The organism is Staphylococcus sp. HMSC055A09, assembly GCF_001809655.1.
In the GTDB taxonomy this organism is placed as follows: Bacteria; Bacillota; Bacilli; order Staphylococcales; family Staphylococcaceae; genus Staphylococcus; species Staphylococcus capitis.
Genome location: NZ_KV798369.1, coordinates 331,741 through 345,432 on the forward strand (window position 1 = coordinate 331,741; position 13,692 = coordinate 345,432).

Sequence of the window (13,692 nt, forward strand, 5' to 3'; positions counted from 1 at the left end):
ATTTCACAGAAAAAAATTTAAGTTTTGTAAACGTTCACGACATTTTTAAAAGAATTTTAGACAAATTCTCTTTTATATTGAATTGAATAATCCTCTTTAAGTTCATTTAAATTTTTAAGTGAGAGACGTGCATGTTCAGAATCATCATCCTTTAATTGATGTTCTAAATCTGTAATAGCTTGTTGAAGTGAATCCTCGTAATTCATTTCTTCTACATTGAATTCTCGTAGCTGTGAACGTTTTGCATATCGTTTTTCAAAGTGGCTTAAAGCCTTACGCTCATGAAAGAAGACACCTTTAGTTTCGTTAGGATTATGTAAATCACCTTGTTTAGGGTGTTTAATGACTTGTTCAACTTGTACTAAAACTTGATCGTCATTCTCTTCTCTAATAGTTACACCATAACTACCAGTCTTGTGAGAAAATCGATATAACATGCTATATTCCTTCCTTTCAAATGTGTTAAGATATGCTTATATCATAACATGAATGGAGAATTTAAATGGCGAACTATCCTCAGTTAAATACAGAGATTCAAGATAACGAAATTAAAGTCGTTATGCATACAAATAAGGGAGATATGACTTTTAAACTTTTCCCAAACATTGCCCCTAAAACAGTTGAAAATTTTGTGACACATTCTAAGAACGGATATTATGATGGCGTGACATTCCATAGAGTAATCAATGATTTTATGGTTCAAGGTGGCGACCCAACTGCTACTGGTATGGGCGGTGAAAGTATCTATGGTGGAGCATTCGAAGATGAATTCTCTTTAGAAGCTTTCAATTTATACGGTGCACTTTCAATGGCAAACGCTGGACCAAATACTAATGGTTCTCAATTCTTTGTAGTCCAAATGAAAGAAGTTCCTGAAAATATGCTAAATCAATTACTTGATGGTGGCTGGCCTCAACCTATAGTTGAAGCTTATGGTGAAAAGGGTGGTACACCTTGGTTAGACCAAAAACACACAGTATTTGGTCAATTGATTGATGGGGAATCTACTTTAGAAGATATCGCTAATACTAAAGTAGGCGCTCAAGATAAACCAGTTTATGACGTGGTTATCGAATCTATCGACGTTGAAGAATAAGATTAAACGTTAAAATGTTTTAAATGAATTAAAGCTTTAAGTCATTATATGTCTGGTTGATGTATATGACTTAAAGCTTTTTTTGTAGCTTTAAAATAGATTAAAAAGGTACGCGTTACACAACAATTTTTAGAATAATTGAAATTTATTATCGTTTTAGTTAGTCCATAAAAATGATTTATGCTATGATATGTGTGTTAAGAAAAATCGAAATAAGGGGTTATCACGTTGAATAATCACTATAAAGTAGGTCAACATATCAAGGTACGTGTGACTGGTATTCAACCGTATGGCGCATTTGTTGAGACCCCTGACCATACTGAAGGACTAATCCATATCTCTGAAATCATGGATGACTATGTCCATAACTTGAAGAAATTTCTATCTGAGGGACAAATTGTAAAAGCTAAAATTTTATCCATCGATGATGAAGGAAAATTAAACTTGTCTTTAAAAGATAATGATTACTTTAAAAATTATGAACGTAAAAAAGAAAAACAGTCAGTCTTAGATGAAATAAGAGAGACGGAAAAGTATGGGTTTCAAACACTTGAAGAACGCTTACCGGTCTGGATCAAACAGTCTAAACGTGCCATTCGTAACGACTGAATGACTGTACATTCGTGCCAATATGTGATGAGCTCACTAAGAGTAATTCATCGCATCATAACGATAATCTTTACGATATATAGTCGTAGGATTATCGTTTTCTTTTTGTCTTAAAAGCAATTTTTAATTTATAAATTTAAATACGTTCTATCTTTGAAAATATAAAAAGTGATACAAAGGAACACAGATTTAAGAAATCTGCGTAATCTCAACTAATTACCTTTCTAAAGGTAAAGTTTCGATAAAAATGCACGTGCAAGCAAAAAATTAGAGATATTTAAAACTTGCATGATATAGTCGTGACAACATAAAAACAAGGAGAGTATTAACACATGAATAATAAATATAAATCTTTATTCGAACCACTCGTGTTACCTAATGGTGTAGAATTGAGAAATCGTTTTGTTTTAGCTCCATTAACTCATATTTCATCGAATGATGATGGAACGATTTCTGATGTAGAAATTCCATATATTGAAAAACGTTCTAAAGATGTAGGACTTGCTATTAATGCTGCAAGTAATGTTAATGATGTTGGGAAAGCTTTCCCAGGACAGCCCTCAGTAGCTCATGATTCTGACATTGAAGGCCTAAAAGAACTTGCAAAAGCAATGAAGAAAAATGGTGCGAAAGCAATAGTACAAATTCACCATGGTGGTGCTCAAGCTTTACCTAATCTAACACCACAAGGTGATGTTGTCGCACCTAGTCCTATTACACTCAAGAGTTTTGGTCAGCAAGAACCTCACGAAGCGCGTGAGATGACTTCTGACGAAATAGAACAAACGATTAAAGATTTTGGAGAAGCAACAAGAAGAGTGATTGAGGCAGGTTTTGATGGTGTAGAAATCCATGGCGCGAATCATTACCTTATCCACCAATTTGTGTCACCTTATTATAATAGAAGAAACGATGTTTGGGCAGATAATCTTAAATTCCCAATGTCAGTTATAGAAGAAGTTGTTAAAGCTAAAAAAGAATATGCTAATGATGACTTCATAGTGGGTTATAGATTGTCACCTGAAGAAGCAGAATCTCCAGGTATATCAATGGAAATTACTGAACAACTTATCAATCAAATTGCGAATCAACCGTTAGATTATATTCATATTTCTCTCATGGACGTTAATTCTGAAACACGAGATGGTAAATACAAAGGTGAAAATCGTCTTAAACTGATTCATCATTGGATTAATGGTCGTATGCCTCTTATTGGTATTGGATCAATATTTACACCTGAAGATGCGTTAAATGCCATTGACAATGTCGGTGTAGAACTTGTTGCGTTAGGTCGTGAAATTCTTCTTGATTATGACTTTGTCGGCAAAATTAAAAATGGACAAGAAGATGAAATTATTAGTGAGTATGATCCGAATAGAGAAGATCGTCATGAGTTACCACCAAATTTATGGAAACAATTTGATGAAGGATTCTATCCATTGCCTCGTAAAGATAAATAAACATTTCAGTACTAAACCAAGTTCCAACTTAATAGAGGGACTTGGTTTATTTTTTTATTCTAAAAGGTTGTAAGTTATAAATTAAAAGTTGTGGAAATATTGTAAATTTTGCTTGTAAATTGTAGCAATATTGTGTCATTATATTTGTAAGGGCTTTCAAAGATGTTGGTGTTCACTTTTGATGTGTTTAATTATTGATTTAAAATAGCCGACGCAAAAATTTTTAGAGGGTATTTCATTTTCAATAAAATAAAGCTTGAGAGCCGTTAGAAATCAGTTATGATATTGTTAATAAGTTTCATAATTTTGATAACAAAGGGGAGATATTATGACTAAATCTGAACAAATTATTGAATTGACTAACCACTATGGTGCACATAACTATGTACCACTTCCAATCGTTATTTCGGAAGCGGAAGGTGTATGGGTTAAAGATCCAGAAGGAAATCAATATATGGACATGCTTTCAGCTTATTCTGCGGTAAATCAGGGACACCGTCATCCTAAAATTATTCAAGCTTTGAAAGAACAAGCAGATAAAGTGACTTTAGTTTCTCGCGCATTTCATAGTGATAACTTAGGGGAATGGTATGAGAAAATTTGCAAATTGGCTGGTAAAGATAAAGCATTACCTATGAATACTGGTGCTGAAGCAGTCGAAACTGCATTAAAAGCAGCTCGACGTTGGGCTTATGATGTTAAAGGGATTGAACCTAACCAAGCCGAAATCATAGCGTTTAATGGTAACTTCCATGGTCGTACAATGGCTCCAGTATCACTTTCATCAGAAGCTGAATATCAACGCGGTTATGGTCCTTTACTAGATGGTTTCCATAAAGTTGATTTTGGTGATGTTGATAAGTTGAAAGAGGCAATTAATGAGAACACTGCAGCGATTTTAGTTGAACCTATTCAAGGGGAAGCTGGTATTAATGTACCACCAGAAGGTTATCTTAGAGAGATTAGAGAATTATGTGATGAACACAATATTTTATTTATTGCAGATGAAATCCAAGCAGGTCTAGGTCGTTCTGGTAAACTATTTGCTACAGATTGGGATAATGTTAAACCAGATGTCTACATTTTAGGAAAGGCTTTAGGCGGAGGCGTGTTACCAATTTCTGTAGTTTTGGCAGATAATGAGGTGCTTGATGTATTTACACCAGGATCACACGGTTCAACATTTGGAGGTAATCCGCTTGCTTGTGCAGTTTCTATTGCAGCATTAGATGTAATTATAGATGAAGACTTGCCGGGCCGTTCATTAGAACTAGGTGAATACTTCAAGGGTGAGCTTCAAAAAATTGAACATCCTTCAATTAAGGAAGTTCGCGGAAGAGGTTTATTCATTGGTATAGAGCTTAATGAAAGTGCTAGACCATATTGTGAAGCCTTAAAAGAAAAAGGTTTATTATGTAAAGAAACGCATGATACAGTAATTAGATTTGCACCACCATTAGTTATCACTAAAGAGGAATTAGACCTAGCATTAGATAAAATTAGAAGTGTATTTGAGTAAGTTCAAAAACTTGTAACATTCGCTTTGTAAACCCTTTAAAAAGCGTATACTTGTGTTACAATAAAATTTGAAAGCGAAATCATTAGTTAAAAAGAGGCGAATAGGATCATGACTGAGAATAATAATTTAGTGACTTCCACTCAAGGGATTATTAAAGAAGCATTACACAAATTGGGATTTGACGATGGAATGTACGATCTTATTAAAGAACCATTAAGATTTTTACAAGTTCGCATTCCAGTTCGCATGGATGATGGTACAGTTAAAACTTTTACTGGATATCGTGCACAGCATAATGACGCCGTTGGACCTACTAAAGGTGGGGTACGTTTCCACCCAGAAGTTGATGAAGAAGAAGTTAAAGCGTTATCAATGTGGATGACGTTAAAATGCGGTATCGTTAACTTACCGTATGGTGGTGGTAAAGGTGGTATCGTTTGTGACCCACGTCAAATGAGTATTCATGAGGTTGAACGATTATCTCGTGGGTATGTAAGAGCTATTTCTCAATTCGTTGGACCAAATAAGGATATTCCAGCACCAGACGTATTTACTAACTCACAGATCATGGCATGGATGATGGATGAGTATAGTGCACTAGATAAATTTAACTCACCAGGTTTCATCACTGGTAAACCTATCGTTTTAGGTGGTTCAGAAGGTCGAGACCGTTCAACAGCTTTAGGTGTTGTTATTGCAATTGAACAAGCAGCCAAACGTAGAGGTATGAATGTTAAAGACGCTAGAGTAGTTATTCAAGGTTTTGGTAATGCTGGTAGTTTCTTAGCTAAATTTTTATATGACTTAGGTGCCAAAGTAGTTGGTATTAGTGATGCTTATGGTGCATTACATGACCCTAATGGTTTAGATATAGATTATCTATTAGATCGTCGTGATAGTTTCGGTACAGTGACTAACTTATTTGAAGAAACAATCTCTAACCAAGAATTATTTGAATTAGATTGTGATATTTTAGTACCTGCTGCAATCTCTAATCAAATTACAGAAGATAATGCGCATGATATTAAAGCTGACATTGTTGTTGAGGCGGCTAATGGTCCAACAACTCCAGAAGCTACACGTATTTTAACTGAAAGAGGTATTTTACTTGTTCCAGACGTATTAGCAAGTGCTGGGGGAGTGACAGTATCTTATTTCGAGTGGGTACAAAATAACCAAGGTTACTACTGGACAGAAGAAGAAGTTAATGAAAAATTACGTGAAAAATTAGTCACTGCATTTGATACAATTTATGAATTAGCTCAAAACAGAAAAATTGATATGAGACTTGCCGCGTATATTGTAGGTATTAAACGTACAGCAGAAGCTGCTCGTTATCGTGGTTGGGCTTAATATTTACAACTATATAAAGAAAGTGATAGGCAAACCTGCAACTTGTAATGAGTTGTAGGTTTTTTAAAGTTAAGAACCAGTTGAGAACTTCCGAAAAATATAAATAAATCTAGATATTTCAGTTTAAACAAGAAGCACTGATTAAACTGATGATAAATCTTTGTGAGGGTTTTAACGACATATTAAAAGACCTTGTGACATAATTTAACTATCTCACAAAGTCTTTTTTAATAGGAGATTATTATTGTTGTTTTGAAACTGCTTTATATAAATCAGCATAGTTAGTGAAGACGCCATCTACACCATACTGATTTAAACGTCTCATATCATTAACTTTATTTACTGTATACGGGTGTACTAGGAAACCTAAATCTTTTAAGTGTCTAGTATTTTTTATATTCAAGTCCGTGTATTCTGGACCGACACCCACTGCATATGATTTAATCGCTTTTAAATCTTGTTCTGAAGCGTTTGTTAATTCGAATTTATTCATTAGTTTAATTAAAGGTACATTCGGATTCATTTGATGTAATTTTTGTAAGCTATCTCCGGAAAATGATTGCAACATCACATGTCCATTTTTTAATGAACTATTTGTTAACATACCATGTTGATTTAGAGTATTAAGTAATTGTTTTTCCATTCCTGGATAAACATTCGGTGATTTTGTTTCAATATAATAGTTGGCATTTTTGCCATATCTATCTAAAATTTCATCTAACGTAGGTACTTTTGCATTTTTATAGTTCTTGTTGGCATATTTAGGATTTGCTTTGTTAAACCAACTTCCAGCATCAAGCTGTTTTAATTGTTTTAAAGTATAATGATCTACGCGTCCATGGCCATTTGTAGTACGATTTACCGTTTCATCATGCATGGCAACTAAATGACCATCTTTCGTACGTTGTAAATCAATTTCTATGTAAGAGGCGCCTAATTCATTATGACTTTTATCATAAGATTGAAAAGTATGTTCAGGTGCATAACCACTTGCACCTCTATGAGCTATAGTTGTATATTTTTCTCCTGTAGGATTAGTAGCCCAGTGAGGATGTGAATCGTTTGTTTTTCCACTTACTGAATCAGATTCAGGTTGACGTTTAAAATGATTATCTTGAGTTGTATTAGTTGTTTGTTGTGTTTGACTTTGATTGGCTTTAACTCCTTTAGTATTAAGGAAGTTAGAGGTAGTAATACAAATGATACCTATAAATAGCACGACCAAACTCGTCAAAACTATTCTTTTAGATTTGAACATAAAAACATCCTTTCAAATTGATGTGATAAATATAAATTACACCATTTTAAAAGGATGAAAAAGAGAATGCGAGAAATTTTATATAAAATTTACTAACTTCAAATATTATTAAAAAACTTAATTAATATTTAACAAATTTCGAAGGTATCATAACAACATTCAATCATATTTCAAAGATATTAAGCTAATAATGATTTTGCTACATTCAATTGATGTTTAACGGAATCTTGTCCTGTTGAGCCGTAACTTTTACGACGTTTTAAACAATTTTCAGGATTTAAATAGTCATAAATATCTTCATTAATGCTAGAATGTTGTGCTTGATACTCTGATAGTGGTACATCAAGAAGATAAATACCTTTGTGAATACAATTTAGCACGATTTTACCAACAATTTCATGTGCAGTTCTAAAAGGAACCCCTTTACTTACTAAGTAATCTGCAAGCTCAGTGGCATTTGAAAAATCTTTTTTTACAGTTTCACTTAATCGATCAGTATTAACAGTCATTGAAGCTATCATACCTTCAAAGATGCGTAGAGAACCTTTGACCGTATGAATTGCATCGAATAAACCTTCTTTATCTTCTTGTAAATCTTTGTTGTAAGCTAGAGGCAAACCTTTAAGCGTAACTAGCATACTCATTAAGTGACCTGTCGTTCGTCCAACTTTCCCTCTAATTAATTCTGCCATGTCTGGGTTCTTCTTTTGAGGCATAATAGATGATCCAGTTGAAAAAGCATCTGATAGTGTTATAAATTTAGCTTCATCCGTAGACCAGAAAATAATTTCTTCAGCAAAACGAGATAGATGAACCATAGTTAATGAAATATTATGCAACGTTTCGATAATGTAATCACGGTCGCTCACTGCATCGAGACTATTTTCATAAATATTAGCAAAATCTAAAAGGGCTTGTGTTTCATGTCTATCTATTGGGTGAGTTGTACCACTTAAAGCAGCAGCGCCTAGTGGTGATATATCGATACGTTTCAGACTATCATTGAAGCGTCCTTTATCACGCTCTAACATCCAGAAGTAAGTCATTACATGATGTGCAAAAGAAATAGGTTGTGCACGTTGGAGATGCGTATATCCTGGCATTATCGTATCTACATGTTCTTCAGCAAGTTTAATTATTTCATGTTGAAATGATTTGATTAATTCGATAATATTTTGAACTTCTTCTTTTGTATATAAATGCATATCTGTAGCAACCTGATCATTTCTACTACGTCCTGTATGCAATTTACCACCAGTTTCCCCAATACGTTGAATCAACTCATGCTCAATATTTAGATGTATATCTTCTAATGATGCTTTGAATTCAATATTACCTTCATTAAAATCCTTTTGAATATTTTTTAGTCCTTGAATGATAGACTGAGCTTCATCCTGTGTAATGATATGTTGATTCGCAAGCATTGTGGCATGTGCAATACTACCTTGAATATCTTGATTAATTAAATTTTTATCAAATTCGATTGAAGCATTAAAGTCATCAACCCAATCTTCTGGTTGAGCTTCAAATCTACCTCCCCAAGCTTTACTGCTCATCACTATAACCTCCATGTAACATTGCATTTACTTGTGTTGGTAATCCATAGATGTCAATAAATCCTACTGCCGCTTCTTGATTGAATGCATCTTCTTTAGTGTAAGTAGCAAGTTTCTCATCATATAAAGTAAATGGTGATTTTCTACCGTTCACTATTGAGTTGCCTTTAAAGAATTTAACTCTTACGTCACCTTCTACATATTGTTGCGTACTATCAATAAAGAGTTTCAAACTATCTGTAAGAGGTGAGAACCATAGTCCATTATAGATTTGTTCTGAAAATTGCTTTTCAATAACTGGTTTAAAGTGAGCAACATCTTTTGTTAAAGTAATTGTTTCTAGCGCCTTGTGAGCTTTGAGTAATACTTCAGCACCAGGAGTCTCATAAATCTCTCTAGATTTAATACCCACCATTCTATTTTCAACGTGGTCAATTCTTCCAATACCATGTTTACCAGCTAATTCATTTAAGTAAAGAATAAGGTCATCGAGTTGATAATCTTTACCGTCAATTTGAACTGGAAGTCCTTTTTTAAATGAAATAATAATCTCATCTGCTTTATCAGGTGTCTGTTCTAGAGGTGTAGTTAAGTCAAATGCATCCTCAGGTGGAGCAGCATAAGGATCTTCTAAAATACCACATTCATTTGCTCTTCCCCATAGATTTTGGTCGATAGAGTAGGGAGAATCGTGATTGATTGAAACTGGAATGTTATGTTTGATTGCGTAATCAATTTCTTCTTCTCTACTCCAAGCCCACTCACGTACAGGTGCAAATGCTTTTAAATTAGGGTTTAATGCTTTAATAGCCACTTCAAAACGTACTTGATCATTTCCTTTACCAGTACATCCATGTGCAATTCCAATAGAATTAGTTTTCTCAGCGATTTCCACTAGCTTTTTAGCAATTAATGGACGAGAAAGTGCAGAAACTAGGGGATATGCATTTTCATACATTAAATTTCCTTTAATTGCATAACTTACATAATCTTCACTAAATTCTTTTGTTGCATCTATAATGTGACATTCAATAGCTCCCATATCTAATGCTTTTTGATATACAACATCAAGATCTTTACCTTCTCCTACGTCTAAGCAACATGCTACGACGTCGTATCCTTTATCAATTAACCATTGCACTGCAACGCTTGTATCTAAACCGCCAGAATAGGCTAAAACAATTTTTTCTTTCATAAGTTTACACCTCTAATAAATTTTCAGAATTTTAATATGGATACATCATAGCAGATTACAGATGAAAATAAAACCATTTTATTACATAAATATTCAAAATGCGATAATGATGTAATAGGTGTATCAATTATTAAACTTTGTAATAACGGTATTTTTAATATATTTAAAAATTCTGTAAAATGAATATAAGATTAATAAAGAAATTACTGATAAAAACTATAAATAACTTGTAATTTAACTTAAAAATTCACAGAACAATCATTTTTCAGTCATTGAGATAGTCTTTGGAATTGAATAGCTCATTTAAACTTAGTAGAATTAAAATAGTACACATCATAGGAGGCAATAAGATGACTCATATTCAATTAGATTATGGTAAAACCTTAGAATTTTTCGACAAACATGAATTAGAACAACAAAAAGAAATCGTTAAAACGATTCATCATACAATTCATAAAGGTAATGGTGCAGGTAATGACTTTTTAGGTTGGTTAGACTTACCAGTAGATTATGACAAAGAAGAATTTTCAAGAATAGTGGAAGCATCAAAACGTATTAAGTCTAATTCTGATGTACTTGTTGTAATTGGAATCGGTGGTTCATATCTAGGTGCGAGAGCAGCTATTGAAATGCTAACTTCATCATTCAGAACAAGTAATGAATATCCAGAGATTGTATTTGTAGGTAATCATTTATCATCAAGTTATACTCAAGAATTAGTAATTTATTTAGCTGATAAAGACTTTTCAGTAAATGTAATCTCTAAATCAGGAACAACTACTGAACCAGCAGTTGCATTTAGATTATTTAAACAACTAGTCGAAGATAAATATGGAAAAGATGAAGCGAAAAAACGAATTTTTGCGACTACAGATAAATCAAAAGGTGCTTTAAAACAATTAGCAGATAATGAAGGATACGAAACTTTTGTAGTACCTGACGATGTAGGTGGAAGATATTCAGTTTTAACTGCAGTAGGTTTATTACCAATCGCAACAGCTGGTATTAATATCGAATCAATTATGATTGGTGCAGCTAAAGCACGTGAAGAATTATCATCTGAAGATTTAGAACAAAATATTGCATATCAATACGCAACTATTCGCAATATTTTATATAGCAAAGGTTACACAACAGAAATGTTGATAAACTATGAGCCTTCTATGCAATATTTTAATGAATGGTGGAAACAATTATATGGTGAATCTGAAGGTAAAGATTTCAAAGGTATCTATCCTTCAAGTGCCAATTACACAACAGACTTGCACTCTTTAGGACAATACGTACAAGAGGGTCGTCGTTTCTTATTTGAAACAGTTGTGAAAGTTAATCATCCTAAACATGATATTACTATTGAACAAGATAGTGAAGATTTAGATGGATTAAATTATTTAGCTGGTAAAACAATTGATGAAGTTAATACGAAAGCTTTTGAAGGAACACTATTAGCGCACACTGATGGTGGTGTTCCTAATATCGTAGTTAACATACCTCAACTAGACGAAGAAACATTCGGCTATGTCGTGTATTTCTTTGAACTTGCGTGTGCAATGAGTGGTTATCAATTAGGAGTTAATCCATTCAACCAACCTGGTGTAGAAGCTTATAAACAAAATATGTTTGCATTACTAGGTAAACCAGGATATGAAGATAAGAAAAAAGAATTAGAAGATCGCTTATAATTTTTCGATTGTAAGTTATCATTCGAATATAGTAATTTTATAGCCAAGGCTTGAGAATATTTCTTAAGTTCTTGGCTTTTTTCATACTCTGTTTGAGATTTTATAATTAATTTTCATATAAATACCAAAAAGAGTATTTATCACTAAAATTTGATTTATGTTGTGAACAAAATTTAGTTGTTTCAAAAAGCGTAAAATACCACTATAATAATAAAGTAATACTAACCCTAGAAAGGATTTGATGTTTTGTCGTTTCATCAATTAGAAGAATGGTTTGACATATTTCGGCAATTCGGATACATTCCTGGGTTCATTATGCTCTATTTAAGAGCAATTGTACCTGTGTTACCTTTGACACTCTATGTTGTGTTATTAATGCACGCTTATGGGTCAATTCCGGGAATTATCATCAGTTGGTTAGGCATCGTAACTGGTACATTTACTGTATTTTTAGTGTGTAAGAAATTAATTAATACTGAAAAAATGAAAAATGTGAAGAAAAGAAAATCTGTACAAAGACTTATAAGTTTTATAGATAGACAAGGTTTAATACCTTTATTTATTTTACTATGTTTTCCATTTACACCTAATACATTGATTAATTTAGTAGCAAGTTTATCTCATATTAAGGTAAAGTATTATTTTATTGTTTTAACTATTTCAAAACTTATTTCAATTACTATTTTAGGAGTAATGGGAAGAGAAGTAACTACTATTTTTACTAATCCTATTCGCGCATTAATAATGTTATTATTACTCGTTGCACTTTGGTTTATTAGTAAAAAAGTGGAAAAATATTTTATGGGTTCTACTAAGGAGTGACAATGTGCAACGCACGATTAAATATTTGATTTCCTTAATTTTTGCAATTATTATTGTACTATTCATTCAAACATTTATTGTTGTTGGGGCGGTTATACCAAATCATGATATGTCTCCAACTATGAAGAAGGATGATAGAGTAATTGTTAATAAAATAAAGGTGACTTTCGATTTACTTAAAGATGGGGATGTTATCATGTATAGTCGTGACAATAAAATCCATTTCAGTAGAATTGTTGGTAAACCTGGAGAATCAATTGAAATTATAAATCATAACTTATATAGAGATGATAGACGCGTCAATCAACAATATGGTAAAAATAGACAAATAAATAATATTGCATTACGAGATATTAAAGATTCAGATGGAGATACTGTACCACCTGGTTCATATTTTGTATTAAATGATAATGATGATAAAAAATCAGACTCAAGACGCTATGGTTTAATTGATAAAAAAGATATCATTGGCGATGTGAGTTTAAAATATTACCCTTTTAAAGAATTTGCCTATGATTTTTATAAATTAGAAGAGGTGTGAAAATTGAAAAAAGAAATAGTAGAATGGATTGTCGCCATTGCCGTAGCGCTAGCACTTATATTTGTAATTGGGAAATTTATTGCTAAGCCGTACACTATTAAAGGTGATTCAATGGATCCTACACTTAAAGATAGTCAACGTGTAATGGTAAATATTATTGGTTATAAAATTGGTGGCGTAAAAAAAGGTAACGTCATTGTTTTCCACGCTAATAAAAAGGATGACTATGTAAAACGTGTTATTGGAACGCCAGGCGATAGTGTTCAGTATAAAAATGACACATTATACATCAATGGAAAGAAACAAAAAGAACCATATTTAAATTATAATGAAAAGCGAAAACAAACCGAATATATTACAGGAACATTTAAAGTTAAAGACTTACCAAATGCTAATCCTAAAACAAATGTAATACCTAAAGACAAATACTTAGTTTTAGGTGATAATCGTGAAGTAAGTAAGGATAGTCGCTCATTTGGTTTAATTGATAAAGATCAAATTGTTGGTAAAGTATCATTTAGATTCTGGCCGTTTAACGAATTTAAATCAAATTTTAATCCGGAAAATACCAAAAATTAAAAAGTATACAAAATGATTTTAA

13 protein-coding genes are annotated in these 13,692 nt (G+C 32.6%); 9 read left to right on the top strand and 4 right to left on the bottom strand.

Translation table 11 applies throughout. From position 1 onward, the window contains the following. Positions 1–56 precede the first annotated feature (56 nt). Positions 57–437: a sporulation phosphorelay system protein KapB gene (gene kapB / locus HMPREF2642_RS07245; protein ID WP_002433108.1), complete on the bottom strand. Its 381-nt coding sequence runs from the start codon at positions 435–437 to the stop codon at positions 57–59. A gap of 65 nt (positions 438–502) precedes the next feature. On the opposite strand from kapB, the gene HMPREF2642_RS07250 reads away from it, so the two are divergent. From HMPREF2642_RS07250 to HMPREF2642_RS07270, 5 genes are all read left to right on the top strand, one after another. Next, the gene (locus HMPREF2642_RS07250) at positions 503–1,096 is read left to right on the top strand and encodes a peptidylprolyl isomerase (protein ID WP_002433133.1); all 594 of its coding nucleotides are present in this window, start codon (positions 503–505) and stop codon (positions 1,094–1,096) included. Between the two features lie 228 nt (positions 1,097–1,324). Beyond that, positions 1,325–1,705 (top strand): S1 domain-containing post-transcriptional regulator Ygs, encoded by a 381-nt coding sequence (gene ygs / locus HMPREF2642_RS07255; protein ID WP_002433374.1) that lies wholly within the window; start codon positions 1,325–1,327, stop codon positions 1,703–1,705. A 332-nt stretch (positions 1,706–2,037) separates the two neighbouring features. Beyond that, entirely contained in the window at positions 2,038–3,165 is a 1,128-nt protein-coding gene (locus HMPREF2642_RS07260) for an NADH-dependent flavin oxidoreductase (protein WP_030065046.1), read from the top strand. A gap of 328 nt (positions 3,166–3,493) precedes the next feature. Further along, the gene (locus HMPREF2642_RS07265) at positions 3,494–4,684 is read left to right on the top strand and encodes an ornithine--oxo-acid transaminase (RefSeq protein ID WP_023350605.1); all 1,191 of its coding nucleotides are present in this window, start codon (positions 3,494–3,496) and stop codon (positions 4,682–4,684) included. Between the two features lie 108 nt (positions 4,685–4,792). Further along, on the top strand, positions 4,793–6,037 hold the full coding sequence (locus tag HMPREF2642_RS07270; protein WP_023350604.1) for a Glu/Leu/Phe/Val family dehydrogenase: 1,245 nt from the start codon (positions 4,793–4,795) through the stop codon (positions 6,035–6,037). 241 nt (positions 6,038–6,278) lie between these two features. On the opposite strand, the gene HMPREF2642_RS07275 is transcribed toward HMPREF2642_RS07270, so the two are convergent. The 3 genes from HMPREF2642_RS07275 to HMPREF2642_RS07285 form a co-directional block, all read right to left on the bottom strand. Further along, positions 6,279–7,256: a glycerophosphodiester phosphodiesterase gene (locus tag HMPREF2642_RS07275; protein ID WP_371094472.1), complete on the bottom strand. Its 978-nt coding sequence runs from the start codon at positions 7,254–7,256 to the stop codon at positions 6,279–6,281. A 218-nt stretch (positions 7,257–7,474) separates the two neighbouring features. Further along, complete coding sequence (gene argH, locus HMPREF2642_RS07280; protein WP_030065050.1) at positions 7,475–8,851, bottom strand: argininosuccinate lyase; 1,377 nt, start codon at positions 8,849–8,851, stop codon at positions 7,475–7,477. After that, entirely contained in the window at positions 8,841–10,046 is a 1,206-nt protein-coding gene (locus HMPREF2642_RS07285; protein WP_070597754.1) for an argininosuccinate synthase, read from the bottom strand. Before HMPREF2642_RS07285 ends, argH begins: the two co-directional genes overlap by 11 nt. Positions 10,047–10,396: 350 nt before the next feature. Between HMPREF2642_RS07285 and HMPREF2642_RS07290 the strand changes: the two genes are divergently transcribed. From HMPREF2642_RS07290 to lepB (HMPREF2642_RS07305), 4 genes are all read left to right on the top strand, one after another. Beyond that, positions 10,397–11,728: a glucose-6-phosphate isomerase gene (locus HMPREF2642_RS07290; RefSeq protein ID WP_070597755.1), complete on the top strand. Its 1,332-nt coding sequence runs from the start codon at positions 10,397–10,399 to the stop codon at positions 11,726–11,728. Between the two features lie 246 nt (positions 11,729–11,974). Beyond that, positions 11,975–12,550: a TVP38/TMEM64 family protein gene (locus tag HMPREF2642_RS07295; RefSeq protein ID WP_002433402.1), complete on the top strand. Its 576-nt coding sequence runs from the start codon at positions 11,975–11,977 to the stop codon at positions 12,548–12,550. Between the two features lie 4 nt (positions 12,551–12,554). Further along, positions 12,555–13,091 carry a signal peptidase I gene (gene lepB / locus HMPREF2642_RS07300; protein WP_030065052.1) on the top strand — a complete coding sequence of 179 codons (537 nt, stop codon included), beginning with the start codon at positions 12,555–12,557 and terminating at the stop codon, positions 13,089–13,091. Between the two features lie 3 nt (positions 13,092–13,094). Further along, on the top strand, positions 13,095–13,670 hold the full coding sequence (gene lepB / locus HMPREF2642_RS07305; RefSeq protein ID WP_002433408.1) for a signal peptidase I: 576 nt from the start codon (positions 13,095–13,097) through the stop codon (positions 13,668–13,670). Positions 13,671–13,692 lie beyond the last annotated feature (22 nt).

What these genes read in the sequence shown, in the direction of transcription:
- HMPREF2642_RS07290 (WP_070597755.1), top strand. Translation starts at nt 10,397, where the DNA reads ATGACTCATATTCAATTAGATTATGGTAAAACCTTAGAATTTTTCGAC.
- HMPREF2642_RS07260 (WP_030065046.1), top strand. Translation starts at nt 2,038, where the DNA reads ATGAATAATAAATATAAATCTTTATTCGAACCACTCGTGTTACCTAAT.
- HMPREF2642_RS07270 (WP_023350604.1), top strand. Translation starts at nt 4,793, where the DNA reads ATGACTGAGAATAATAATTTAGTGACTTCCACTCAAGGGATTATTAAA.
- HMPREF2642_RS07285 (WP_070597754.1), bottom strand. Translation starts at nt 10,046, where the DNA reads ATGAAAGAAAAAATTGTTTTAGCCTATTCTGGCGGTTTAGATACAAGC.
- argH (WP_030065050.1), bottom strand. Translation starts at nt 8,851, where the DNA reads ATGAGCAGTAAAGCTTGGGGAGGTAGATTTGAAGCTCAACCAGAAGAT.
- HMPREF2642_RS07250 (WP_002433133.1), top strand. Translation starts at nt 503, where the DNA reads ATGGCGAACTATCCTCAGTTAAATACAGAGATTCAAGATAACGAAATT.
- HMPREF2642_RS07265 (WP_023350605.1), top strand. Translation starts at nt 3,494, where the DNA reads ATGACTAAATCTGAACAAATTATTGAATTGACTAACCACTATGGTGCA.
- kapB (WP_002433108.1), bottom strand. Translation starts at nt 437, where the DNA reads ATGTTATATCGATTTTCTCACAAGACTGGTAGTTATGGTGTAACTATT.